General features: G+C 63.5%; 21 protein-coding genes and 3 pseudogenes. 13 read left to right on the top strand and 11 right to left on the bottom strand.

Annotation, left to right across the window (positions count from 1 at the left end; translation table 11 throughout):
• The 4 genes from AB4099_RS34230 to AB4099_RS34215 all read right to left on the bottom strand — a co-directional run.
• A partial coding sequence (locus tag AB4099_RS34230) for an NAD-dependent succinate-semialdehyde dehydrogenase (protein ID WP_441481380.1) occupies positions 1-1,334 on the bottom strand: 1,334 nt, incomplete at its 3' end.
• Positions 1,335-1,367: 33 nt separating this feature from the next.
• Positions 1,368-2,222, bottom strand: a complete 855-nt coding sequence (locus tag AB4099_RS34225) for an ABC transporter permease (protein ID WP_441481379.1) — start codon at positions 2,220-2,222, stop codon at positions 1,368-1,370.
• A complete protein-coding gene (locus AB4099_RS34220) occupies positions 2,222-3,088 on the bottom strand; it encodes an ABC transporter permease (RefSeq protein ID WP_441481378.1) in 867 nt (288 codons plus the stop codon). The genes AB4099_RS34225 and AB4099_RS34220 overlap by 1 nt, the downstream gene beginning before the upstream one ends.
• A gap of 3 nt (positions 3,089-3,091) precedes the next feature.
• Entirely contained in the window at positions 3,092-4,234 is a 1,143-nt protein-coding gene (locus AB4099_RS34215) for an ABC transporter ATP-binding protein (RefSeq protein WP_441481377.1), read from the bottom strand.
• 162 nt (positions 4,235-4,396) lie between these two features.
• Between AB4099_RS34215 and AB4099_RS34210 the strand changes: the two genes are divergently transcribed.
• The 9 genes from AB4099_RS34210 to AB4099_RS34170 all read left to right on the top strand — a co-directional run bounded on the left by AB4099_RS34210 (position 4,397) and on the right by AB4099_RS34170 (position 13,693).
• Complete coding sequence (locus tag AB4099_RS34210; protein WP_441481376.1) at positions 4,397-5,083, top strand: GntR family transcriptional regulator; 687 nt, start codon at positions 4,397-4,399, stop codon at positions 5,081-5,083.
• A 104-nt stretch (positions 5,084-5,187) separates the two neighbouring features.
• Positions 5,188-6,543: an aspartate aminotransferase family protein gene (locus tag AB4099_RS34205; protein WP_441481375.1), complete on the top strand. Its 1,356-nt coding sequence runs from the start codon at positions 5,188-5,190 to the stop codon at positions 6,541-6,543.
• Entirely contained in the window at positions 6,540-8,270 is a 1,731-nt protein-coding gene (locus tag AB4099_RS34200; protein ID WP_441481374.1) for an acetolactate synthase catalytic subunit, read from the top strand. The genes AB4099_RS34205 and AB4099_RS34200 overlap by 4 nt, the downstream gene beginning before the upstream one ends.
• Positions 8,270-9,040, top strand: a complete 771-nt coding sequence (fabG, locus tag AB4099_RS34195; RefSeq protein WP_441481373.1) for a 3-oxoacyl-ACP reductase FabG — start codon at positions 8,270-8,272, stop codon at positions 9,038-9,040. The genes AB4099_RS34200 and fabG overlap by 1 nt, the downstream gene beginning before the upstream one ends.
• 16 nt (positions 9,041-9,056) lie before the next feature.
• On the top strand, positions 9,057-10,115 hold the full coding sequence (locus AB4099_RS34190; protein WP_441481372.1) for an ABC transporter substrate-binding protein: 1,059 nt from the start codon (positions 9,057-9,059) through the stop codon (positions 10,113-10,115).
• A 20-nt stretch (positions 10,116-10,135) separates the two neighbouring features.
• Positions 10,136-11,626, top strand: coding sequence for a M81 family metallopeptidase (locus tag AB4099_RS34185; RefSeq protein WP_441481371.1), 1,491 nt, complete (start codon positions 10,136-10,138; stop codon positions 11,624-11,626).
• Positions 11,627-11,737: 111 nt separating this feature from the next.
• Positions 11,738-12,781, top strand: coding sequence for an ABC transporter substrate-binding protein (locus tag AB4099_RS34180; RefSeq protein WP_441481370.1), 1,044 nt, complete (start codon positions 11,738-11,740; stop codon positions 12,779-12,781).
• A gap of 169 nt (positions 12,782-12,950) precedes the next feature.
• Complete coding sequence (locus tag AB4099_RS34175; RefSeq protein WP_441481369.1) at positions 12,951-13,154, top strand: hypothetical protein; 204 nt, start codon at positions 12,951-12,953, stop codon at positions 13,152-13,154.
• Positions 13,151-13,693 carry a hypothetical protein gene (locus tag AB4099_RS34170; RefSeq protein ID WP_441481368.1) on the top strand — a complete coding sequence of 181 codons (543 nt, stop codon included), beginning with the start codon at positions 13,151-13,153 and terminating at the stop codon, positions 13,691-13,693. The genes AB4099_RS34175 and AB4099_RS34170 overlap by 4 nt, the downstream gene beginning before the upstream one ends.
• A gap of 60 nt (positions 13,694-13,753) precedes the next feature.
• Here AB4099_RS34170 and AB4099_RS34165 read toward each other — a convergent pair whose 3' ends face one another.
• The 3 genes and pseudogenes from AB4099_RS34165 to AB4099_RS34155 form a co-directional block, all read right to left on the bottom strand.
• Positions 13,754-14,476 (bottom strand): hypothetical protein, encoded by a 723-nt coding sequence (locus AB4099_RS34165; RefSeq protein ID WP_441481367.1) that lies wholly within the window; start codon positions 14,474-14,476, stop codon positions 13,754-13,756.
• A 701-nt stretch (positions 14,477-15,177) separates the two neighbouring features.
• Positions 15,178-16,189: pseudogene (locus AB4099_RS34160) on the bottom strand (IS110 family RNA-guided transposase).
• Between the two features lie 159 nt (positions 16,190-16,348).
• Complete coding sequence (locus AB4099_RS34155) at positions 16,349-17,419, bottom strand: saccharopine dehydrogenase family protein (protein WP_441481366.1); 1,071 nt, start codon at positions 17,417-17,419, stop codon at positions 16,349-16,351.
• A 23-nt stretch (positions 17,420-17,442) separates the two neighbouring features.
• On the opposite strand from AB4099_RS34155, the gene AB4099_RS34150 reads away from it, so the two are divergent.
• Positions 17,443-18,093: a TetR/AcrR family transcriptional regulator gene (locus AB4099_RS34150; RefSeq protein WP_441481365.1), complete on the top strand. Its 651-nt coding sequence runs from the start codon at positions 17,443-17,445 to the stop codon at positions 18,091-18,093.
• 169 nt (positions 18,094-18,262) lie between these two features.
• On the opposite strand, the gene AB4099_RS34145 is transcribed toward AB4099_RS34150, so the two are convergent.
• Positions 18,263-18,967, bottom strand: a complete 705-nt coding sequence (locus AB4099_RS34145; protein ID WP_441481364.1) for an IS6 family transposase — start codon at positions 18,965-18,967, stop codon at positions 18,263-18,265.
• Between the two features lie 10 nt (positions 18,968-18,977).
• Positions 18,978-19,292: pseudogene (locus AB4099_RS34140) on the bottom strand (integrase core domain-containing protein); the annotation flags it as partial.
• Between the two features lie 124 nt (positions 19,293-19,416).
• On the opposite strand from AB4099_RS34140, the gene AB4099_RS34135 reads away from it, so the two are divergent.
• The gene (locus tag AB4099_RS34135) at positions 19,417-19,722 is read left to right on the top strand and encodes a hypothetical protein (RefSeq protein ID WP_441481363.1); all 306 of its coding nucleotides are present in this window, start codon (positions 19,417-19,419) and stop codon (positions 19,720-19,722) included.
• A gap of 64 nt (positions 19,723-19,786) precedes the next feature.
• A pseudogene (locus AB4099_RS34130) lies at positions 19,787-20,633 on the top strand (ATP-binding cassette domain-containing protein); the annotation flags it as partial.
• Between the two features lie 132 nt (positions 20,634-20,765).
• Here the strand turns inward: AB4099_RS34130 and AB4099_RS34125 are convergent.
• Positions 20,766-20,903, bottom strand: coding sequence for a hypothetical protein (locus AB4099_RS34125; RefSeq protein WP_441481362.1), 138 nt, complete (start codon positions 20,901-20,903; stop codon positions 20,766-20,768).
• A gap of 958 nt (positions 20,904-21,861) precedes the next feature.
• The gene (locus tag AB4099_RS34120; RefSeq protein WP_441481361.1) at positions 21,862-23,922 is read right to left on the bottom strand and encodes a prolyl oligopeptidase family serine peptidase; all 2,061 of its coding nucleotides are present in this window, start codon (positions 23,920-23,922) and stop codon (positions 21,862-21,864) included.
• Positions 23,923-24,066: 144 nt separating this feature from the next.
• Here AB4099_RS34120 and AB4099_RS34115 point away from each other — a divergent pair, with 144 nt between their 5' ends.
• On the top strand, positions 24,067-24,744 hold the full coding sequence (locus tag AB4099_RS34115; protein WP_441481360.1) for a TetR/AcrR family transcriptional regulator: 678 nt from the start codon (positions 24,067-24,069) through the stop codon (positions 24,742-24,744).
• The last annotated feature ends 731 nt before the right edge of the window (positions 24,745-25,475 follow it).

The raw sequence follows: 25,475 nt of genomic DNA, 5'->3' as shown, positions 1-25,475 counted from the left end.
GTGCCGAGGATGGCGGAGTTGATGCCGACCATGCCGTATTCGAGCTCCTCGGCGACGCGGAAGGCGCGACCGAGATCCCGGGTGTAGAAATAGGCGGCGAGCCCGAAGGGCGTGTCATTGGCCATGGCCACGACCTCGTCCTCGCTGGTGAAGCGATAGACCGGAGCGAGCGGGCCAAAGGTTTCCTCGCGCGTCACCAGCATCTTCGTGGTGACGCCGGCAAGCACGGTCGGCTCGAAGAAGGTGCGACCGAGCGCATGGCGCTTGCCGCCGACCACGACCTTCGCCCCATTGGCGACGGCATCGGCGACATGACGCTCGACCTTCTCGACCGCGCGCTCATTGATCAGCGGCCCCTGCACGACACCGATTTCGGCACCGTTGCCGACCTTCATCTTTGCGACTTCGCCGGCGAATTTCGCGACGAAATCGTCATGGATGCCGTCCTGCACGAAGAGCCGGTTGGTGCAGACGCAGGTCTGACCCATGTTGCGGTACTTGGCGATGATCGCGCCCTGCACGGCAGCGTCGAGATCGGCATCGTCAAAGACGATGAAGGGCGCATTGCCGCCGAGCTCGAGGCCAACCTTCTTCACCGTCGAGGCGGCCTGCTGCATCAGGAGCTTGCCGACCGGCGTCGAGCCGGTGAAGCCGATGAAGCGCACGGCCGGGTGGGAGGTCATCACGCCGCCGATGGCCTGCGCATCGCCGGTGACGAGATTGATGACGCCCTTGGGGAAACCGGCCCGCTCGGCCAGCTCGACCAGAGCCAGCGCCGTCAGCGGCGTATCCGGCGCCGGCTTGACCACGAAGGTACAGCCGGCGGCGAGGCCGGGAGCGCATTTGCGCGTGATCATCGCGGCCGGGAAATTCCAGGGCGTGATCGCGGCGCAGACGCCGACCGGCTGCTTCTGGACGATGATGCGCGAATTCGGGAAGGGCGAGGGAATCGTCTCGCCATAGATGCGCTTGGCCTCTTCGGCGTAGAACTCGACGAAGGAGGCGGCATAGGCGATCTCGCCGCGCGCTTCGCTCAGCGGCTTGCCCTGCTCGGCGGTCATGATCTGCGCCAGGTCCTCCTGGTTCGCCATGATCAGGTCGAACCATTTGCGCAGGATCACCGAGCGCTCCTTGGCGCTCTTCTTCGCCCAGGGCTTGAAGGCGCGCGAGGCGGCTTCGACCGCAGCGGTGGTCTCATCGGCGCCGAAGCGCGGCACCTTGGCCAGCAGCTCGCCGGTCGCGGGATTGTCGACCGCATCGACGCCCGCGCCGATCCAGGCGCCGTCGACATAGCACTGCGATTTCAGCAGCGACGGATCATTCAGCTTCAGCATGGTGGCCTCGGGGCACTCGCGTCGAACTAGGAATCAGATTGCAGTGCGCGCCGATCGGGCCCGGAGCCATTCGACGCCGCCCATCAGGACCAGAGACAGCACGACCATCACGGTCGACGCCGCGGCGATGACGGGCGTCAGGTTATAGTCGATGTCCTCGAAGAGCTTGCGCGTGATGGTCTTGCCTTCGATGCCGGAAATGAAGAAGGCGACTGTCGCTTCATCGAAAGAGGCCAGGAATGCGAAGACGGCGCCGGCTGCGACGCCGGGCGCGATGTTGGGCAGCACCACGTGCCAGAAGGCCTGAGCACGGCTTGCGCCGCAATTGAGCGCCGCGAGTTCAAGGGCCGGGTCCAGCCGCTGCAGAGCGGCCGTGACGGTCAGCATCACATAAGGGACCGACAGCATCGTGTGGGCAACCGCGAAGCCGAGGAAATTGCCGGTCAGGCCGATCGGGGCGAAGACGAGGTAGAGCGCCACGGCGAGCACGATGTGCGGCACGATCAAGGGAGCGAGAGTTAGTGCCTGCAGAGCGCGGGCTCCCGGCAGGTTGCCACGGATCAGTGCGAAGGCTGCCAGCGTCCCTATGACAGTCGCGGTGAGGGTCGTCGCAAACGCGATCCGTAGACTGAACCAAGTCGCGCTCATCCAGTCAGTATCGGCGAAATAGGCCTGGTACCATTTCAGGGTCAGTCCGCGCGGCGGAAACTGTATGTACGACGCTTCGCCCAGCGACATAGGGACGACGAGCAGGGTCGGCAGAAGCAGGAATGCCAGGACGAGTCCGACAAAGCCGTTCAGGCACCAGCGTCCCACGGAAGGAGGAATGGTGGGGCGCGACGACACGGTCGGCTGCTTCGCCGCAGCGTGTGAGGTCAGGGTCGTCATCAGATCGCCTTCCCGAAATTGAGGAACCGCCTAAACAGCCCGACGAGGCCCAGCGTCACCGCCAGCAGCACGCCGGCGAGCGCTCCGGCGAATGGCCAGTTCAGTAATTCGGTAACCTGTTGCCCGATGAGCGTCGCGATCGTCTGGTTCTGCGGGCCGCCGACCAAGGCCGGCGTGACGTAGAACCCCAACGACAGGATGAACACCATGATGCAGCCGGCATAGATGCCCGGCAGGCTCAGCGGCAGCGGGACCGCAATGAAGCTGCGCCACGGGCCGGCGCCGAGATTGCGTGCCGCGCGATCGAGTTCAGGCGGGATCGAGCGCAGTGCCGCGAAGATCGGCAGGATCATATAGGGCATCAGGACGTGGGCCATCGCGATGATGACCGCGCCGTCCGTGTAGATCAGCCGCAGCGGTTGATCGATCAGGCCCCAGCTCATCAGCGCATTGTTCACCACCCCCGTTCGCTGCAGCAGCACGATCCAGGCGTAGGAGCGGACTAGGACACTGGTCCAGAGCGGGATCAGCACGCAGGCCGCTACCAGCATCGCCGCGCGCCCGTCGAGACGGGACATCACAAGAGCGACTGGGTAGCCGAGCAGGATGGCGAGGATGGTCACGATCGCCGCGGTCTGGACGGTACGCAGCAGGATGCGCAGGAACAGCGGCTCCTGCGCGATCCGCAGATAATGTTCGGCAGTCGGCCCGGGAGTGAAGGCGCTGCCGATCAAGAGTTTCGCGACCGGCAGCAGGAAGGCGAGGCCCAGCAAGAGCACGAGCGGCAGCGCCAGCATGACGGAGGCAGGGCGGGACAATTGCCCGGCGAAGTCGCGATCGGAGGGAGCGGTAGCAGCGGCCGCCATCGTTCAGCCCTCGCCTGAGAAGATGCGGACGGCCGAGGCCGATAGCCTGACGAAGGTCTGGCCGCGAAGATCGGCATCGTCGGCGCCTTTGGCCGACGAGCTCTGGATCTGGAGCTGGGTTCCGTCCTTCATCCGGACGATCAGCGTGCGATGCGAGCCGAGGAAGATGGATGTTTCGATCTCTCCCGAGATCGCGCCGTCGGGGCTCTGCGTCGTGCTCAAGGTCTCGGGCCTCGCGGCGACTCGCACAGGGCTTCCTGTGCTCAGGTCGCCGCGCCCGCCAAACTGCGAGCGGAGCACGGTGATCGACTGTCCCGAGACCTCAATGATCGCCTCGCTATCGCCCATGCCCGTGATGACGCCGTTCAGGAAGTTCATCTTTCCGATGAAGTCCGCCACGAAGCCGGTCTCGGGCTCGTGATAGAGTGAAACCGGGCTGCCGAGCTGCTGGATCCGCCCCTGATCCATGACCGCGATGCGGTCGGACATCGTCAGCGCCTCTTCCTGGTCGTGCGTCACATAGATGATCGTGATGCCGAGGCTCTCATGAAGCTTCTTGATCTCGATCTGCAGCTCCTCGCGGAGCTTCTTGTCGAGGGCTCCGAGCGGCTCGTCCATCAGCAGGACCGGCGGTTGGAACACGAGGGCACGCGCGACGGCGACACGCTGTTGCTGGCCACCTGAGAGCTGGGCGGGCATACGGGCGCCATAGTCCTGAAGCCTGACACGCGCGAGCGCCTGCTCGACCAGCGGCGCCACCTCATCCTTGCCAAGCCCGCGCATCTTCAGTGGGAACGCGACGTTCTGGGCGACACTCATATGAGGAAACAGCGCATAGCGCTGGAAGACCATGCCGATGCCGCGTTTGTTCGGCGGCACATGAGTGAGATTTCGACCTCCCAACGTGATCGAGCCCGAGCTCGGCGTCTCGAACCCGGCGAGCATCATCAGAAGCGTGGTCTTGCCGGAACCGGAGGGCCCCAGGAGCGACAGAAACTCGCCCGGTTCGACCTTGAGATCGATATGATCGACTCCGACCACCGCACCGAACCGTTTGGTGATCCCCGTGAAGGTGATCGCCTCACCCTTGATCGATGTCTCCCGTCCGAATGGCGAGAACGCGTGCTTCTCCGGCATCCTGTTCATGGTCCCCATCTTTTTCTGTGAGTGCGCTGGCGGTCGGCCTGCTGGCGGCGCATCGCTATTTTTGACGTTTGATGTATCATTTATGGCTTGTCAACTCCTTCGGTATGGCGGGATGGCAGCGAGCCCGCTATTTGACGCATCAGACAACAACATGAGGATCACATGTCGGAGCATCCGCTGGCGGGGGTCGTTTCACCGATCGTTCGACAATCCAATCTCGGTGAACTCACCTATGACCGGCTCAAGCAGATCATCGTGGCCGGCTCGTTTCCGCCCAACGAGAAGCTGACCGTCAGATCGGTCGCTGCAGCGCTGGGTGTCAGCACGACACCGGCCCGCGACGCGATCAATCGGCTGCTGTCAGAAGGGGCGCTCGTCAACGAAGGCCCTAAGACGGTCGTCCTGCCCTCGCTTACGCTCGAAGCGCTCGACGAGATCGCGGCGACGCGTATCGCATTGGAAGGCTTGGCGGCGGAACGCTCGGTCGGCCATGTCGAGGAGGCCCATATCTCCGAACTGGAGCGGCTACAGGGCGAGATCAACGCCGGGCTCGACACGGCCGACTATCGCGAGGTGCTTCGTGCCAATCGCGAATTCCATTTCCTGATCTACCGATTGGCGGGATGGCCCCGGCTGGTCGGCATGATCGAATCGCTGTGGCTGCGGGTGGGGCCGTCGCTCAATGGCCTCTACCCCGATTTCGCCACCAATCGGCGGGGTGTCTCGAACCACATGTCGGCGCTCGACGGACTACGTACTAAGGACGGACCAAAGGTGCGCGCTGCGATGGAGCAGGATATCCGCGACGGCTATGTCCGCTTGAAAGCCAAGATCGATGCACAGGCATGAGCCCAGGACGCCAACAACCGCAAATATTTTTGTTGCATCAAACATCAATATGAGGCTAGCTCTCTACGCCCCGCCGGTTTGGCGGCCCTGGACGCATGAGAGCAATGACCGCAGCGACACCCCAGGGACATAATTCGATAGGCAGCACCTCGACGCTCGCGTTCGAGCGCGCCAGGAAAGTTTTCGTCGATGGAACGACACGAGTCACGATCGAGCGCGACCCGGTTCCGCGCTATATGGAAAGCGGCGAAGGCGCCTTCCTGCGGGATCTCGACGGACGGCGCTTTCTCGATCTCAACGGCAATTTCACCACCCTGATCCACGGCCATCGGTTTGGTCCGGTGATCGATGCCGTCACCCGTCAGCTGCAGTCGGGAACTTGTTTCGCGAACCCGACGCTGACCGAGATCGATCTGGCCGAACTGATCTGCGGGCGCGTGCCCGGCGCCCAGACGATCCGCTTCGTCAATACCGGCTCCGAGGCCGTGATGTTTGCGATCAAAGCCGCGCGAGCTGTGACGGGACGTCCGGCGATCGCGAAGATCGAGGGCGCCTATCACGGCGCTTATGACTGGGTCGAAGTCAGCCAGTCCAGCGTCCCCAGCAACTGGGGCGCGGAAGGCGCGCCTAACGCGGTGCCCTATTATCGCGGCATGCCGGCTTCGGTCCTGCAGGACGTGGTTACCCTCCGCTTCAACCATCCCGAGCTCGCCGAGAGGCTGCTTGCGGCCAATGCCGGCAGGCTCGCCGCGATCGTCCTGGACCCGATGCCGAGCCGCGCTGGCCTGATCGGGCCGAAGCCCGAATTCATCGAAGCCATCCAGCGGGCTGCGGCCAAGCATGGCATCTTGATCATCGCCGACGAGGTGCTGAGCTTCCGGCAGGGCTATCAAGGTGCCGCCGCCCGCTATGGGCTTCGGCCCGATCTCATCACCCTGGGCAAGATCATCGGCGGCGGACTGCCGATCGGCGCGATCGCTGGGCGGCGCGAGGTCATGAACGTCTTCGACGCTTCGGGCGGCAAGCCGCTTTTGCCGCAGGGCGGCACATTCTCGGCCAACCCGCTCTCGATGGTCGCCGGCCTCGCCTCGATGAAGGCGCTCGATCAGGCCGCCTTTGCCTATCTCGAAGGTCTGGGCGACAGGCTGCGGAAAGAACTCGTCACCGCCATCGCGCGCCACCACGCTCCGTTCTGCGTTTCGGGCGCGGCGTCGCTGTTCCGCATTCACCCGAAAGCCGCGCTGCCGAACGACTTCCGCGAGGCGACGCCGAACGCTGCGCAGACCCATGCCGCTAAGGAACTCAGCCGCTTCTTCGCCGAAGCCGGAATAATCCTGCCCGTGGGGGCCGCAGCCTGCCTCTCGACGCCGATGACCACCGACGATGTCGACCATGTCGTCTCGGTGTTCGATGCCTTCCTCGCCGCCCGTGGCGACCTGATCGAAAGTCTCGCAGCATGACCAAGCCGACCGAAACCGTCGCCCAGGCGATCGCACGCGCACTCAAGCGTCACGGCGTCGAGGTCATCTTCGGCCAGAGCCTGCCTTCGGCCGTCATCCTCGCGGCGGAGGCCATCGGCATACGCCAGATCGCCTATCGCCAGGAGAACATGGGCGGCGCCATGGCCGACGGTTACGCTCGGATATCGGGCCGTGTTCCGGTGGTCGCCGCACAGAACGGCCCGGCCGCGACCCTGCTCGTGGCGCCCCTCGCCGAGGCGCTCAAGGCCAGCATCCCGATCGTCGCCCTCGTCCAGGAAGTCGAGCGGCATCAGGTCGACAAGAATGCGTTCCAGGAACTGGACCATGTGGCGCTGTTCTCGTCCTGCGCGAAATGGACGCGCAAGCTGAGCGGCGCTGATCGCGTCGACGATTATGTAGACGCCGCCTTCGTCGCGGCCGCGAGCGGGCGTCCGGGGCCGGCCGTACTGCTGCTGCCAGCCGATCTCCTGCGCGAGCCGGTCGCTGCCCCTGCGGTTTCGCGCGCAGCGAATTACGGAACGTTCCCTATCGACCGGGTGCGCCCGGCGCAGGCGGCCGTTGAGGAGGCAGCTCGGCTGATCGCCGAGGCAAACAACCCCGTCGTCATGACCGGCGGAGGCGCGCTGTCGCAGGGCGCCCCGGCTGCTCTGGCGGCGCTGCAAGATTTGGCTTCGCTGCCCGTCTTCACCACCAACATGGGCAAGGGCGCGGTCGACGAGCATCACCCGCTGTCCTGCGGCGTCCTCGGAGCGCTGACCGGTCCTACATCGCTGGGTCGGCATAGCCGCGAACTGCTCGCCGAGGCCGACCTCATCCTTCAGGTCGGCACGCGCAACAACCAGAACGGCACCGACAGCTGGCGGCTGGTGCCGCGCGGCGCGCGCCTGATCCAGATCGATCTCGATCCGGAGGAGATCGGCCGAAATTACGAGGCGTTCCGGCTCGTCGGCGATGCGGCGGAGACGCTGTGTGCACTCGCGGAAGCGCTCCGCAAGGTCGACCTGACCCGCCGTGCGCAGGCTCGCCCCGCACTAGAAAAGCGGATCGCGGGCTTGTGGGTCAGCTTCGACCAGCGGCGCGCACCACTGACGGGGCACAACGCCAGCCCGATCCGGCCCGAGCGCGTCATGGCTGAGCTGCAGACTTTGCTGACGCCTGACATGATCGTCGCCGCCGATGCCAGCTATTCCTCGATGTGGATCGTCGGACAGCTGCGTGGCCTCGCGCCGGGCATGCGCTTCCTGACACCGCGCGGTCTCGCCGGCCTCGGCTGGGGCCTGCCGCTGGCGATGGGGGCCAAGGTCGCACGACCGGCGGCGAAGGTCGTCGCACTCGTCGGCGATGGCGGCTTCGCCCATTCCTGGGCCGAACTCGAAACGATGGTCAGGATGGGCATCCCGCTGACCGTCATCGTCCTGAACAACGGTATCCTCGGCTATCAGAAGGATGCGGAGACGGTGAAGTTCGGCCGCTATACGACGGCGTGCCATTTCGCGCCGGTCGATCACGCCGCAATCGCTCGCGCCTGCGGCTGCGAGGGCGTCCACGTCCAGGCTGCGACGGAAATCCTACCCGCGCTGCGTGCGGCGCTGCAGAGCGACCGTCCGACGCTGATCGAGATCGCCACCGATCCCGACGCGCATCCGGCGATTTCGCTCTATGACGGCACCCTGGACGAGGCGCCGCAAGAGGCGGAACTCGTCTGATGGAGAGCACTCGTCGCGTCGCGGTCGTATCAGGGGGCAGTTCGGGGATCGGCCTCGCCACGGCTGAGGCTCTTCTCGAAGCCGGCTGGGCAGTCGCCCTGTTCAGCCAGCGGCGCGCGCATGTGGAAAAGGCCGAAGAGGCCCTGGCCGGGCGCTTCGATCGCAGCGCCGTCCTCGCCGACACGTTGGATCTGCGCGATCCTGCTGCCATTTTGGCCTTTTTCGGCGATGTCTCGTCGCGGCTGGGCTGCATCGACGCGCTGGTCTGCAATGCCGGCTTCTCGCCGAAACGCCAGGGCGGCCGCGCGCCGCTCGCTGAAATCCCGCTGGACGAATGGAACGACGTGCTCTCGGTCAACCTGACCGGAGCGATGCTCTGCTGCCAGGCGGTGCTGCCCGGAATGGTAGCGCGCCGGCACGGCCGGATCGTGCTGATCGGTTCGCTCGCCGGGCGCACGCAGCCGCGGATCGCGGGAGCGAGTTATGCCGCCTCGAAAGCCGCGCTCGCCGGCCTCGCGCGCTCGATTGTCTCCGAATACGCGCAGCACGGCATCACAGCGAACACGATCGCGCCCGGCCGGATCGTCACCGAGATGACCGGCGATCCCTCTTCGCCCGCCAACCAGGCCGCGCTCTCGCGCATTCCGTCCGCCCGCCTTGGCCGACCGGAGGACATCGCCCGCGCCGTTCTCTTCCTCTGCGCACCCGAAGCCGGCTTCGTGAACGGTGCGATCCTCGACATCAACGGCGGCGAATTCACCCCGGCCTGACCATTGGGAGATCGACATGGCTCATCCGCATCGCCTGTTCCTGCTGCCGCTGCTCGCTCTGGCATTGCCTGTCGCCGGCCGTGCCCAGTCCGGGAAGGATCTCGTCATCGCCACCACCGGTGGCGCGCAGGAACAGGAACTACGCAAACACTTCTACGAGCCCTTCGAAAAAGCGACAGGCATCAGGGTTCGGCCGGTTTCGGGAGCCGAAGCGCAGACCGTCGCGCGCGTAAAGGCGATGGTCACGGCGCGAAGCGTATCCTGGGACATTTTCCAGGCCGGCGATATCCAATCCTCGTCGGACGAGTACCGCGCCCTGACGGAAGAGCTCGGCAGCTTCTGCGAGCCGCTGAAAAGCAATGACGATCTGCTGCCCGGCGCATGCAAGCCGACCGGCTTGCTCGCCGCCTACGGCACGACGCTGCTGGTCTACAACGAGGCGAAGTTTCCCGGCGTAAAGCCGCGCAGCTGGGCTGATTTCTGGAACGTCAAGGACTTCCCCGGACCGCGCTCGCTGCCGAACTTCAACGATCCATGGCGCGTTCTCGCCGCCGCTCTGCTGGCCGACGGCGTGCCCGTCGACAAGCTGTTCCCGCTAGATCTCGACGGGGCCTTCCGGAAGATGGACGAGATCCGGCCGCATGTCGCGCTGTGGTGGAAGACCGGCGACCAAAGCGTCCAGGGTTTTCGCAACGGCGAATATGTCATGGGCATGATCTGGCAGACGCGCGCCTCGGCGCTACGGGCCGAAAAGCAGCCCTTGGACTGGAGCCAGAACCAGGCCGTTCTCGTCGGAGATCGTTGGGCCCTGATCAAGGGAGCGCCCAATCGCGAGAACGCGCTGCGCTTCCTGAAATTCTACGTCGATAACATCGAGGGCCAGGCACGCCGCTGCGAAGCGCAGACCTGCACACCGACGAGCCGCAAGGCCGCCGCGATGATGAGCGCCGACGCGCAAAAGGCCCTGCCGCTGGCTCCAGACGTGTTCGGCAATCTCGTCGTACCGGACGCGGATTGGATCAACGCCAACAAGACCGCGATCCTCGACCGCTGGAATGCCTGGCTTCAGCAGTGAGCTCGCGGGGCGGTTCCACCATGCGCATCTTGGTTTCCAGCATCTTTCACGAAGGAAACAGCTTCAGCCGCCTGCAGACCGGGCTTGCCAACTTCGCGACCGTGCACGGTGAAGCTCTGCTCGAAAAGGTGTCGCAAGGCAGTTCGGCGCTCGCCGGCGGCTGCCGAGCGCTCGCTGCTGCCGGGGCGGATATCCTGCCAGGCGTTTCGGCCGTCGCACCGCCCGGAGGGCCGGTCGAGGACACGGTCTTCGAAAGTCTCCGCTCCGAGATCCTGAGCGGTCTCGAAGCGCAGCGGCCCGACGGTGTCTTTCTCGACCTGCATGGCGCCATGGTCACGGAGAGTCTCGACGACCCGGAAGGCGCGCTGATCGCCGCCGCTCGCCGGGCGCTCGGACCGCAAGCTGTCATCGCCGTCAGCCTGGACCTGCACGCCCATGTCACGCCGGCCATGTTGGAGTGCGCCGATATCGTCGTGGCCTGTAAGGAGAACCCGCACACCGACTACGATCTCGCGGGCGAACGTGCGGCCGGTCTGCTCGTCGAGACCTTGCAGAGACGGGTCGCGCCGGTCACGGCCTCCGTCTGGCTGCCCTTCATCTTCGGGGCGCAGATGGAGACCGGGCGCGGCCCGCTCGCCGCACTGCACGCCAAGCGACGCGAGATGATGGCGGCCGATCCGCGGCTTCTCGACATCTCGATCTACAACTGCACGACGCTGGTCGACGTGCCGGACGGGCGGCAATGCATCACGGCGATCGCCGACAGCGATGCGGAGGTAGCCCGGGCCGCGGCGGTAGAGCTCGCGACGCTGTTCTGGCAACAGCGTGACGCCTTCGTCTCGGACTTCATGCCACTTCGCGACGCGCTGTCGGCCGTCGCGAAAGGACGCATCGCTCGCCCGGTCATCCTCGGTGATCAGGGCGATCGCGTCCTCGCGGGGACGCCGGGGGACGGCACCGCCATTCTGGCCGAACTCGCGGCTCATTGGCCGGAGCTCGAGGCCGTCGTTCCGGTCACGGATCCCGCCATCGTGGTCGCCGCGCGGCAGGCGGGCATCGGGGCCGAGATCGAGGAGCCGCTCGGCGGAGCGCTCTCTTCCGGCGTCGAGCCGTTCCGGCGTCGCTGGCAGGTCGCCGGGCTCGGCGACGGCCGCTTCGTGCAGGATGGACCTTATCTCAGAAACGAACCGGCGATGCTCGGCGATACGGCGATCCTGCGCTCGGGCAAGCTCACGGTCCTCGCCATGAGCCTCCCGGGCTTCACTCAGGATCCTGCAGCCTTCCGCAGCCAGGGCATCGATCTCGCCGACAAGGACGTCGTGGTGGTCAAGTCCGGCTACCACTTCAAGATCTCGTTCGAGACGATCGGCCCCTGCCTCGTGGTCGATACGCCGGGCATCTCGAACTATCGACCGGGCCTTCTGCCATTCGCCAAGCGCCGGCCGATCCATCCCGAGGACGCCATTTCCGAGCCACGTCTTACCGCACGGATTTTCGGCCAGCTCGCATGAGCTTCATGAGGGCTGATTGAGTTCGACTGCCAAGTCGACAAGCAACGAGAGGGGATATTCAGCATGGGACAGCTGACGAGCCGGGGTCGTTCGGCGAGTAAGAAGGCCGCCTTGAGAATCGCGAGACAAGTCGCTCTCGCTTGCGCATTGGCATCGCCGGCCGTGGCGCAGACCGGCGAGGTCGTGGTCGCCACGACCGGAGGCACATATGATCGTGCGCTGAAGGAGGTCTGGTTCGAAGCCTTCACCAAGGCGACCGGCATCAGGGTGACGACCGTTACCGCCACCGATTCCGAGCAGCGCACCCGTGCACAGGCCATGGCCAGTGCCGGCAAGGTGACTTGGGACATCATCAATAATGTCGACATCATCGCGGAGTCCGCGCAGAATCGTGCCTTCTCACGCGACCTGACCGCCTTTTGCAAAGCTTTCGAGGCCCGCACGGATCTCGCTGAGAAAGCCTGCGATACCGCCGGCGTGAAGATCTCCTTCAATGCAACACTGCTGGCCTTCAACGCCGAGCGCTTCAAGGACGGACGCCCTGGAACCTGGGCCGACTTCTGGAATGTTTCGCGCTTTCCCGGCCCCCGCGCCCTGCCGAGTTTCAACGATCCTTGGCGAGTGCTCGCCGCAGCGCTGCTCGCCGACGGCGTGCTGGCCGACAAGCTATTCCCCCTCGATGTCGATCGGGCCCTGAAGAAGCTCGACGAGATTAAGCCGCAGATCCAGCTCTGGTGGCGGACCGGCGACCAGAGCCAACAGGGTTTTCGCAGCGCCGAATATGTGATGGGCATGATCTGGGGTACGCGCGCCTCGGCGCTCAAGGCGGAAGGTCAGCCGGTCGCAGTGTCCTATGACGGCGCGTTTCTCCTCGCTGATATGATGCAGATCCTGCGTGACGGTCCCAACTCGACCGGAGCGGAAGCGCTGCTGAAATTCTATCTCGACAGCCCCGAGGTTCAGGCCAAGCTGGCCGAACGTCTCAACGTCACGCCGCCCAGCCTCGCTGCAGTTTCGATGATGAGCGAGACGGCGCGTGCGAATATTCCGAACTCACCGGATGCCTTCAAGGCCATCGTCAAGCACGACGCGGCCTGGATCGCTGCCAACCAGGCGCGCATGCTGGAAGCGTGGAACGCCTGGATCCAGCGATAGGGCGAGTGACTGGCAAATCGGCTTCCGTGTTCTCGACCGCGTTCCCGGATCGGAGACGGTCCGCATCGCATTCGAGGATCGAGGCTTGGCGCGTGCGTTTGTCAGACATTTCGGCGGGGTGCTCGTCACCAAAGCGCCATGACCGGCGACGCCGCAGCCGAGGACCCCTATGATCGGCTCGCCCGCGAGTATCCGAATTGACCGACCGGCGCGATCATCCGACAACGCCGAACGGGGGTATTTCATGGTCGCCGGCAGGTTGTGGCGCTCAACCAATCCGGCGCTTCCGACTGCGCGCCGTCAAGACCTCGTCGCCGATCTCATGGATGCCCGCCGCATGGTGAAGGAAGCCAAAGGCGGAAGCTTGCCGTGAACGAACAGGGTCGCTGCCCTGCCGGAGCGCCGCAACAGCCAGATCGGCAACGGAACGTTGTCGCACTCATGGCGGGAGGTAAACACGGAGACGGCGCAGATCAGCCGAACTACGTTGCGTACTATGCGATGGAAAAGGCGGGGTTCATAAACAAGGACCTCCCTGCGCTCACGCCTCGCCTTCGTCAGTGTGACTTCACCTTGAGCGCCGGCTCCACAACGCTGTTGTCTCAACTGGTGCCTACGCTTGTCACGATCACCGATCTCAGCGATCCTGCCTCGGTGCGCGCGGTCGAACCGACGACCGCCGGCTTTTCTGAGGCTTTCGGTCCGGGATATCGATTGGAGCGCATCACTCTCGGGATGGTTCCGACCGGCATCTGGCCGCTCAACCTCGTCGGACTTTGGGGAGCGCCAGCGACCAAGGGTATCGTGAGTAAGATTCCTTTTCTTACGTCGCATCGCGCGGAGTTGCGCAACGTTATGCGAAACATACCACCCCGTTTTCAGACTGAATTCTGGCAGTTCGTCAGGGATTAAGCGCGTTTTGCGACAATCGCGCCAAGAGGATTCAGTCTGCTCTGGGTGGAGAGCGGCCCTTCAATAACGCCTAGTAAACATACCTGAATGCAGGCAAAGCTCGGTCCATGGATTGCAACCGCTGCGCCCACTCAGATAGCCGTAGTTTTTTGCGGCAAGAAGCCACGGCAGCTTCACATCGATTCCGGTCGCGGTTGGCACCCCTGTGATGCCAACGCGGTTGAGCGGCCAAATCCCGACGGGCACCATTTCCAGCATCGCCCTCCTGAAGCGATAGCCGAGGCCAAACTCCTTTGCGAAATCGTCGTTCGACGGGCTCAGCAATCGGGCAGTCTTAGGGTTTCCTAGGTCAGCGAAGGTGACGAGGGCGGGGATTAGTCCATTGGTCAGCAACTGCGTCCCAGTCCAACTGGGGGCCTGTGAAAACCAGCCACCATTTGCGCCTGATCCCCGAAACCCAAAGGCTCGCGGGGCGGTGTCATAGATATCCGCTATCTCAACTCGCGATCCGAAGGCCATCAGGCCGATCAAGGCCCGGCCATCAGGTAGCGACACGACGATTGCCTCGCCGCGCGTTTGGCAACCACCCGTCATACTCCGAAGGAAACCTCCGAGTGGCTCAGTGCAGTTCACGGACCAGACCGACGTGCCACTGCGCAGGCCTTCCGGCGTGTCCACCTCCAGCGTAATGCGGAAACGGTGCTCGAAACTCGGCTGGATGAAAGTCAGCCAGCCTGCAACCAGCAGAACCGGAATGCCGATGAGCCATCGCAGGATAGTCACGTCAAGCTTTGCTCTCCGAGCGAGCAGCCTCGTAAGCTGATCACCGTCGATATATGGCACGTCGAGTGGCACAGAGCCAACTTCGGCTCTGGGTCGAATTTGCCCCTTCGGTCTTGGTTCGGAAGCTGACGTTCGATCAGGCGAGATGGGAAGCGGTAGTCCACGTGCTAATCTTGTTCGATGGAACACGCCCTCATTCGCGTTGCCAGCTATGCTGACTGGCACGCCTACCACGCTATCCGCGGCGCGGTTCTGTGGGAGGAACGGGGTGTCCGATGCCAGCAAATGCCCCGCCGGCGGCAAAACTCGGCAGGGCCTAGGTGTTTGATCCCGTGCTTTGATGGTGCAGTCTTTTCGCGTGAGTGGAAGGATGCGCTATGGGCCAGGTTCACCATGGGAGCGCCACGACGACAGAGGTGGTCCGTCGAGCGATACAGCACAGCATAGTCATGTCTGGACGGCGCCTGCGGATCAAGGGTTCGGCTTCGGTCATGTGAAGGTCGCGGGTGCGGTCATGTCTTCGGCCTGTCGCTGCGGATGGTGTCATCCGCCGGCCCTGATGGATTCCGCTGATCCGCTGACCTGATCAAGAGAGCGAGCTCGAGGCTCCGACTATGCTGCAGGCTCTGCGGATCTTCTGCTCGCTCACATCACCTCATGGTCACCCTCGATTGCTTGACGCGTTGCCTTGAAGCCGCTGGTTATGCGGCCGCGCCGCGATAGCGAGAACCGCCTCGCATCAGCGCGAAGGCGCGATGCGGGCGAGCTTGTTTGCTACGGCGATGGCCACAACCCTGAAGGGTTTGGTATCCAGGAGCCGGCTTGCCCATGTCCTCAGAGCGTCCTCGCCCTTGCGGCGTTGACGCAACACCGCGTATGCACCGACGACGAGAAGTTTGCGGAGATAGCGGTCTCCCATCTTGGATATCCGCCCCAACCGTTCCTTGCCTCCAGACGAGTTCTGTCGAGGCGTCAACCCGATAGAGGCGGAGAACGCGCGCGGCCCCTCGAATGCCGAGATATCCTGCACCGTCGCAGCGATGGCGGAAGCCGTCACCGGACCGATGCCAGGCACTGTCATCAGGCGCCGGGCGGTCTCATTCTCTTTCGCGAGCTGTTCGATCGCGTCATCGCTGACTGCGATCTCCGCGTCGAGATGTTCAATCTGGCGCACGAGCGGAGCCAGGGCCGTCTGCACGGTGGACGGGATCTCCGCCTCGTCGCCCCCACCGATGAGAGCAGCCAGACTGCGGGCGTTGTTCGGTCCCTGCGCGGCAATGATCCCGATCTCGGCCAGGTGGCCACGCAGGGCATTCAGCATTTGCGTCCGCTGGGCGACGAGGATCTCGCGGACCCTATGGTGCATGAGTGCAGCCTGGTTTTTGCGATCGAGCGTACCGGCACGAAGCGCATGGATGGCCGGGTCACAGCCTCGCAGATTGCCGCTGCATCTGCTGCATCATTTTTCTGGCGCCGGACATAGGCCTTCACGTAGGCCGGCGGCATCAGCCGCACATCATGACCACAGCCGATCAGCCTACGCGCCCAATGATGGGCGGAGCCACAAGCTTCAAGCCCGACCAGGCATGGCGGTAGCTGCTCGAAGAAGGGCAAGAGGTCCTGACGTCTGATGGCTCTCGTCAGCAGCACACCGCCCGAGCCGTCGACACAGATCGTGTGTAGGTAAGACGCGAGGATTTCTTCTCTCGTCACGACGCGACAACGTGCAACGGGGATGTCGGCGGTGGCTGCCGCCAATCCCACTCTTTGAGGCCACTTCAGAGCAACCGTGATTGTCTTCTCGGGCGGCCTCCGAACTGCCGAGGCGGCGACGTTTTGAAAGTTGCTTCGGCCGGCACCGCACAGGTCCAGTCATTTTGCAGCTTCCTGATAAATACCTACACCTTCATTCTGTAGCTGCCTCGAAACGTATGCGGGATCGAGGAGGGCTTCTCCGAGATAACTCCCCGCAGGAGGCGCTGCGCTCAGCAAATTCTCAACTTGCAGCACTGCACCGAGAGCAGTCAGGTGCGTTTGTCCTGCTGGGTCGATAATATGCACCGATTCCGTTGCGGACTTGCCGGCGCCGTCTCGGCCCTTTGCGGAAATTCTAATTCGATGTGCGGCACCTGGCCCCGGGTTGTATAGGATAGAGCGACGAACGTTATCGAACATCGGCCGCGACAATAGCGACCAAATTCCACTGCGCACGAGCAGATGAAGCAAGGTTGTCGCTTTTACGTCATCGAAACCGATTCTGGCATCGACGGTGAGGGCTCCGGTTAGTTGTGGCAGATTGGCTTGATCTGGCGTGTCAAAACGGTAGGTCTTATAGTTCCCAGCTTTATAGAATTCTACCATGTGGCCATCAAGCAATCCGACGCGACGTACCCATTCGCCTTCCTCTATTGTGTAAAATGGCTCTGAAAGCCGGTCCATATAGGCTGCTGAATTGGGACCAGCTTGGTCGGCTACAGCAAAAAGAATATCCATCGAAATGCTGTCGACCACAGCGAGATCCCGGCAAGCGTCACGCGCCAACAATCCAGATATCGACGCCATCCACGCAGAGGCAAAAATGACAGGTGCTCGCAAGGGACCCTGTGCGGCTACGGTAACGAGCGCCTGCTTAACGCGCCCGGTCCAGCGTGTGATATCGACATAAGGTAGTCCCCGCCTGAGTGCGTACTTAAGAAGGCGATCATGTGGATCGTTTGTCATGGCAACAATGATACTCCCATCGAGGGCATCGGGCAGACTACCTGCATCCACATCCATGCTGAGAGCGCTTCCGCCCACCGTGGTTGCGACCGCTTGCGCCGCTTCCATGCGACGACCGGCGATAACTAGATCCGTCAACGGCTGTCGTCGTTTGAGGATTTGGGCAACCTGGGCTCCAACCACTCCGCTGCCCCCAACAAGCACTATTTTTCGCGGTGTCACGATCAAACTCCATCATTGGTCAAATGACCAATAATGAAAATTGGTCGTTTGAACAAGTGCCGTTTATTCGCTACGGTGAATTCGAAACAGGGAAGCAGATGCTAGACAGAGGCGAGGAACGCCGGAATGCAATCGTACAGGCGGCGCTGAGGGTCTTGGTCCGAGACGGTGCGCATGGCTTTCGGATGCGTGCGATTGCGTCTGAAGCAGGCATTGGGCTTAGTCACGTACAGTACTACTTCAAGAAGATTGATCTAGTGCTCGCTGCAGTAGTGGAATCCCATCTCCAAGAGTGGGATGCTGTTATGAAGGATGCGCCATCTGACCTCGAAGGCGCGGTTGAATTCGTGCTACGAAAGCAAAAGGAGCGCGACGATTGCCAACTGCTTTGGGAGCTATGGGCGCTGTCAGGTCGGGATGCTACGGCAAACGATGCATTGGTATCGTTTTATACCGGCTACATCGACCGCGTGTGCGCACTGATTAAAGCATGTTTGCCGCACGATTACGGTGACGAGTGTATTCGATCACGCGCGACGCTTATCGTGGCGTTGATCGAGGGTTGGTCTGTTTTGCGAGGAAACGATCGGGAAAAGAGATTGGCGGGAAATACCGCAGACCATCTTACGTCTGCGATATATGCCCTTGCTGCTTTACCGATAGCGAACCGCTAACGTTGCCAAGAACCATCTGAATCATCTGAATGCCCTGCCGGAGATCGGTGGTGGGGCAAACCAGCTATCCGAAATTGGAGCGCCTAGCCTAAACTTGGAGGTGTCCTGATGGTGTTGTCACGTTAACTTCTGGCCGGCGCCGTGAGGCGCATTTGTCCCGGTGAGAGGCTCAGGCGGTGACGGCGGCCACGGCTTTCCAGTGCGCCATGGCGCGCAGACGATGCAGATGGGTGGCGAGGGCGGAGCGACGGGACCTGGACGGGACGAACAGATTGCGGACGGCGGAGAAGATCGCGACGAAACGTTGCAGGCCTCCCGGGGATCGAAAGCCTTGCATCGTCCGCTCGCGCTTTCGGAGCGGCAGGTGTGAGTTCTCGGCGCGGTTGTTGAGGCCCTTGTGCGCGCGACGCTCGATCGTCGGCATGATCTGGCGCCGGGCGGCGGCATAGGAGCCGAGCTTGTCGGTGATCATTCGCCGGGGCGCACAGCCCGGCTTCTGAAGAAGGCGTATCAGCAGGCGCCGCGTTGCTTTGGTGCCACGCCGGGTCTGGACGATCTCATCCAGCGTATAGCCGTCCTGATCGACCGCCCGCCAAAGCCAATGCTTCTTTCCGGCGATGGTGACGACGACCTCGTCGAGATGCCAGATGTCGCGCCGACCCGGTTTCTTCCGCCGGAGCCGGCGGGCGTAATCCCGCCCGAACTTCAAGGCCCAGCGCCGCACCGTCTCGTAGGAGACGGCGATGCCGCGCCCCAGAAGCATCTCCTCCAGCAGGCGAAGGCTCAGGGGAAAGCGAAAATACAGGCACACCGTATGGGCGATGATTGCCTGAGGGAACCGATGGCGCTTGTAGCTGATGGTCGGCAGGGTCATGCACGCCCACCTACACGGCTTGCCGCCATGCCGGAGTTAACGTGACAACACCCTCTGGCGCTGTGCTTGTCGCATAACGCGTCGCCAGGGCCAGGCGCGGGGTGAAGGTCGAGGCGAAGGCCGTGGACGTCTGCCAACCGAGCTGGGAGTGCGGGCGAGCACTGGTGCGCCAGTTGGCCAATGCGGCCCGTGCCTGCGACAGGGACGAGAAGAGCGTCTCGTTCAACAGTTCGTCTCGCAGGCGGCCATTGAAGCTTTCGATGAAGCCGTTCTGCATCGGTTTGCCTGGCGCGATGTAGAGCCATTCGACGCGGGCCTGAACGGTGCGTTTGAGGAGCGGAAGCATACCTCCAGCGATTGGCGGCGGGCTTCGTCGGGGATGAAGACTACGATAGGGAAGCGGGCGAGAGCCGCTACAACCTCAGCTGGTAAGACAGAGAGCCACTCGCATGAGCCAGACGACTGAACCCATCTACGACGTGACCATCATCCGTGAGAACGGACAGCAAATCCGCAAACGCCTCCAGGAGCGCCAGCTGGTCCACCTGCTTAAGGTCGGCGGCAAGGAGGTCAGCCTTGAGGAGGTTAAGGAGACCATTCGGAAATACGGGCTGATGGCGATGCGCGGCGAGATCTCTGGCGTCCCGAGCGGCCAGAGCTTTATGGAGATCCGCATCTACAAGCCGACCCTGCTGGACTACCTGAAGGGCCTGCTTCGGATGGTGACGAACTACCACAGGAAGCCGGACGAATGACCACGTCGATAGCGACCAGGGAGCCGAGCGGTTCGACGATGATGTCGATATCAATCTTCGGGTTCGCATGGTGCTGCAATCGGTCGTGCTGGGGCTCGGCGCCTATCTCTCGATGCATGGCGAGATCTCGGGCGGCGCGATGATCGCGGCCTCGATCATGACCTCGCGGGCGCTAGCGCCGATCGAGATCGCGGTCGCGAACTGGAAGGGTTTTGTCTCGTCGCGCCAGGGCATCGCGCGGCTGAAGCAGGTGCTGGATTCGCCCGCCTTCCTCGCCCGCGAGCGCACCGCATTGCCGGCACCCCGGCGCGAACTTGCGGCCGATGGCCTGATCGTCGCGGCGCCCGGCCGCCAGGCGCCGATCCTGCACGGCGTCTCGCTTCGGCTGGAGGCCGGGCAGGGGCTCGGCATCATCGGCCCGAGCGCATCGGGCAAATCGACGCTGGTCGGCGTCTGGCGGCCAGCCAAGGGCGAGGTCCGGCTCGACGGCGCCGCGCTCGATCAATGGGACGCAAGCGAGCTTGGCGGGCATCTCGGCTATCTCCCGCAGGATATCGAGCTGTTCGACGGTTCGGTTGCGGAGAACATCGCTCGCTTCCAGCCGGATCCCTCCGACGAGGCGATCGTCGCAGCCGCGCGCGCCGCCGGCGCCCATGAGCTCATCCTCAAGCTGGAGCAGGGCTATGACACCCGCATCGGCGAGGGCGGTGCGGCTCTCCGGCGGCCAGCGCCAGCGCGTCCGCTTGGCCCGCGCCCTCTATGGCGAGCCCTTCCTCGTCGTGCTCGACGAACCCAATTCCAATCTCGACCATGACGGCGACGAGGCGTTGAGGGGAGGCGCGAGTGCAACCCTCGGCCGGATTCGCCGGGATCGACGATTGACCGGACATCGCGCGTCCGCACTTGGAGGAGGGCGCCGGCGCGAAGCTGGTTCTCGTGCCGAAAGCGATCGTAGCTCATGGCGGCCCACAGGTCGGTTCCGCCGAGACTGGCGAATTTGACCTCGAAGTTCAAAAGTGGCGGAGCAAGTCAGTAAGCGGGACCTAGCCAGGTGAGGGATAACCGTCGTTGCCCGCTTCTGGAAGCTGGCGTCGCATGCGGCGGTCCGGTATCTCGACGCCCCTTTTGATCGTGAACTCGTAGAACAGCGCCTCCTGCGCCACCCGCCGTTCACCCATCATCGCGCCGCCCTCCGCCCAAGGACGACTGAATCAGGACTTCGTCCCCGCAGCAACGACGACTTTTTCAACGGCATCGGCGCGACCCAGCCCTTTGGTCGGCTTGGAAGAACGTCAGCAAGGCACCCTCCTGGAACCTTCGGAGCGTTAGCCAATGGGCATGGTCCGCGCCGCCCCGGCAAACCGGATGGGGACGCCACCTACTCTAATATGGCAGACGCACGGTGGCGAACGTGCCGCCGGCCTTCACGCACTCCGCGAAACGCCGTCGCCGCTTTAAGACGCTTCGGCTTCGGCCCTTCCAACGCTGTGATGGCCCTAAGCGGTCGCGATGATCGCCCTGTTCCTTTGGCGATTGTTGACCGGCGCCCTGCGGTGACACAACCGCATTAGTTCGGGCCTAATGGATACCCGGGCGCTGAAAAGGGGTTTTGGCCAGCCTGGTGATTTCTGCGCCAGCGGCCTACCGGTTCCCACTTTTGTGGTCAATCGCCACGGCCGAGGGGGCATTCAGGCCAGCGCTGTACCACCTGCGAGGCGCGGAATGGACCGCGCCTCGTTGGGACGGCAGGCCAACCTCCTCAGACAGGCCATCGCGCGTGCAATGAGCTACCAGCGATCATTCCGCCGGCCGTAACCGTACGGCGGCGGGGCGCGGTGGGGACGGCTATAGGCGGGATATCATAGCCGTAACCGCGCCTGCGCTCATGATAGCGCTGCTGGCGCGCCGTCTCATGCATCATCATCAGGCGGCGGCGCTTAGCGTCGGTCATTGTGAATGCGGAGCGCTGCCCGTCGAATTGTCTCGCAAGGCTCGCCGGGGCGGCTTGGCTTGCCTCAGCGCTAGGCGCGATGCTCGGGGAGAACTGGGCGGCACCGAGCCATGAACGTGGCGGCGATCGACAATCGGTCATTTGAAATCTCCGTTCCTTGATCTGGGTCGCTTGAGCGGCGTCTGTCGTCAGGGGCGCCCGGTTTCGAGCCCCGTCCAATGGGCGGCGAAAGCCCACATGTCGGCGGCCTCGGCGATGACCTTGTCGAGGGGCTTGCCGGCGCCATGGCCCGCGCGGGTCTCGACACGCAGCAAGCGTGGCTTTGTCCCAATGCCGGCGGCCTGGATGGTGGCGGTGTATTTGAAACTGTGCCCCGGCACGACGCGGTCGTCGGCATCGGCGGTCGTGACGAGGATCGCCGGATAGGATTTGCCGGAGGCGATGTTGTGACAGGGCGAAAGCGCCAGCAGGTTGTTGAACGCTGCCTCCTCCTCCGGGTTGCCGTAGTCGAACATCCAGAAGCTTCCGCCGGTGAAATGATGGAAGCGCAACAGGTCCATCACGCCGACGCCCGGCAAGGCCGCGGCGAACAAGTCCGGACGCTGGTTCGTCACCGCGCCGACGAGCAGTCCGCCATTCGATTCCCCCTGGATCGCGATGCCGTCCGGCCGGGCGATGCCCGCTTCGCGCAGGTGTTCGGCGGCGGCGATGAAGTCGTCATAGGAATTCTGCTTGTTCGCCAGCCGGCCTGCATCGTGCCAGGCCCTACCATATTCGCCGCCGCCCCGGATATTGGCGATCGCCAGGGTGCCGCCCTGCGCGACCCAGGCCAGTTGTGTCGGCGCATAATACGGGGTCAGGCTGATGGCATAGCCGCCATAGCCGTAGAGCAGCGTTGGCGCCGGTGCCTGCGCGCCCTTGCGCCGGACGACGAACATCGGGATCGTGGTGCCGTCCTTCGAAGCATAGAAGTGCTGCTCGACCGCGATTTCGGTCAGGTCGAAACCGACCCTGGGCTGCGCCCACACGGTCCGTGTTCGCGTGGACACCTCGTAGCGATAGATCGTCAGGGGCGCGTTGAAACTGGTGAAGGCCAGGAACGCCTCGTCGTCCGCCAGCGTGCCGCGGAAGCCGGCGCTGCCGATGCCGGGAAGTTCGACCGTGCCATCCGGCGTCCCGTCGAGTGAATGGCGCCGGATCTCGGTCCTGGCATCGACCAGATAGGCGGCCATGAGGCGACCGCCGACGAGCGAGGCATGTTCAAGGACGGCCTCATCCTCTCCGATCAGGTCGCGCGGCTTCGGCGCAGTCTCGGCGAGGTCGGTCGTCACGATCCTGCGGCGCGGCGCACCCTGGCTGGTGATGACGAACAAGGTGGTGCCGTCATTGCCGAAAGCCGACCACTCGGCGCCAAAATCCTCGCCGATCACCGTTCGGACAGTCCAATCGTCCGCCGTCAGATCGACCACGCTCAGCATCGTCATCGATGATCCCGGCGTCGAGTGGATGATGAGGTAGCGCCCGTCCTCGGTCACCCCCGCGAGATGCAGCAAATTGGGGTGATCCGGCGTGGCATGGACGAGTCTATCGTCAGCTTGGGGCGTTCCCAGCCGGTGGAAATACACCGCGTGATTGGCGACGCTCGCCTGCGATTCCGTGCCCGGTTCGGGCGTGGGGTAACGCGAGTAGAAGAAGCCCGACCCGTCCTTCGACCAGGCGATGGTGCCGAAGCGGGCCCATTCGACGAGGTCGTCCAGGGTCGCGCCTGTCGCGACATCGAGCACCTTGATCTCGCGCCAGTCGGTACCGCCGCGCTGCACGCCATAGACGACATAGGCGCCGTCCTGCGAGGCATCCCATTCCGCGATCGCGTCGGCGCCGTCCTGCGACCAGCCGTTTGGGTCGAGCAGCAGCCTGTCGGGCCCACCGACGCCCTGCCTGACATGGAGCGAAGCCTGGTTCTTCAGGCCCTGCCGCATGGTGTGGAAATAGCGGTCGCCGCGCTTGAGCGGCACGCCGGACTGCTCGTAGTCAAACAGCTCCGAGATCTGCCTGCGGAACACGTTTTGGGACGGCAGCTTGTCGAGATAGCTGCGCGCGAGAGCATTCTGCTCCTGCGCCCATCCGGCCACCTCGCTGTCGCGGCAGACATCGCTCTCCAGCCAGCGATAGGGATCGGCGACCCGATGCCCGAAATGCGTCTCGGTCACGTCGACGCGGCGCGTCTGCGGATAGTCGATGGGAGTCATGCTTTGCCCGATCCTCATGTGCGATCGCCACTCTCGGCGCTGCCTTGTCTTGTCAGAGACATAATTAATGTCACTAAGTGACGTTGTATATGTCCCTAGATGGCCTAATTATGGCAACTTGAATGACTCAGGTTTAGGGAGCACATGAGGGCGATGAGCAGGAGTCTTGCCCGCGAAAACACCCGCCTGGAGCTAGCCAGGCATGCAGCGCGGCTGTTTCTGGAACGAGGGGTTGCCGATACCAGCGGAGACGACATCGCTGCTGCCGCCGGCGTCGCGACACGCACCCTCTGGCGGCACTTTCGATCCAAGGAGAGCGCCGTCGAGCCATTGTTAGCGCAGTCCTCGTTCAGGTTTGCCGCCATCTTGCGGCAATGGCCCCGGGACCTCGCGATCGAGGACCTGTTCCATGCGAGCCTCGGTCCCGACAAGATGGCGCCACAGGACCTGGCAGACGGTATTCTCGTCGTCAGGCTCCTCGCCCGGCTGCCGGAGGAGCCGGCATTGCGAACCGCGTGGCTGATGTCGTGCCATATTGGCGAAGAGCAGCTGGTCGAGATCATCGCGGAGCGTCTCGATCGGTCACGGGGCGATTTCGACGTTCGCTTGTGCGCGGCGACCGTGACCGCGGCAATCCGGATCGTCGACGAAACCGTGAGCCTAGCAGCCATAAAATACGGGCTGAAGACGAGTACGAAGCAGGTGAACGAGCATCTAGCGCACGCCATCCGCCAAGCCAGCACCCTGCCGTTCTGTGATCCGGTCACCCCACGGATATGGCCGGACGGCAAGGTCATGGATTCGCCAAGCGGGCGATACTGAAAGATTGACGCGCGTTACCGAGCACTCAGAGTAAGCACGCACCGACTGCGTCGGAGGTGGCGCTTGAGCTCGAAGGGCCAGAACACCAGGTGTTCCGGGATGCGATATGGTCCGAAAGCGAACCGGGTCGTGACCAAGCTAAGGCTGCGATCTCGCGAAGGAGCCTGGCCGACATCGACCTTGACGATATGGAAGATGAGGAAGCACTGGCGGGGCTGCTCCCGTGAAGAACGACTTCCGGCGCCGTAGAGCTTCATCCAACGCAGCCCCACAGTGGGCTGGCGCCGATCGCCGGCGCGAGCGTTCCCCAGCTCCCCTATCAAACGAATGCCGAGCGTACAGATTTAGGCCTTGGACTGGTCGCGCCCGGACAATTTACGTGCCTTCCGCCGTAACGCATCGAGACTCGAGAACTCACTCGCTGAATCAAGTGACTCGTCCTGCTCAAGCGCAAGCCTCTCTTCGATCATCGCCTCTGTCATAACCGGGCGGACGAGGGGAACGGGTGGCAAGCGGTGCGGAGGCTGCCGAACTGGCCGAGATACACGTGCTGAATCGTAAGCGGTGTCCCGATCGCACCTTCTTCGACGGGGTCTGAGCGGTCAGTGTGACGATCCTGATTTGGAGGGTCGTTTTGTGTCCAGGCTTGACCATAGACTTGAGCCGGAGGGCGAGGTCCGGCGCTTTGAGGTGATCAACGGTGCGATCGGCCGCCGTCGCTGGAGCGGCGC

Source organism: Allobosea sp. 2KB_26, assembly GCF_052115715.1.
GTDB lineage: Bacteria > Pseudomonadota > Alphaproteobacteria > Rhizobiales > Beijerinckiaceae > Allobosea.
The sequence above is the reverse complement of the archived record's forward strand: the minus strand, read 5'-3'. Positions and strand labels throughout refer to the sequence as shown.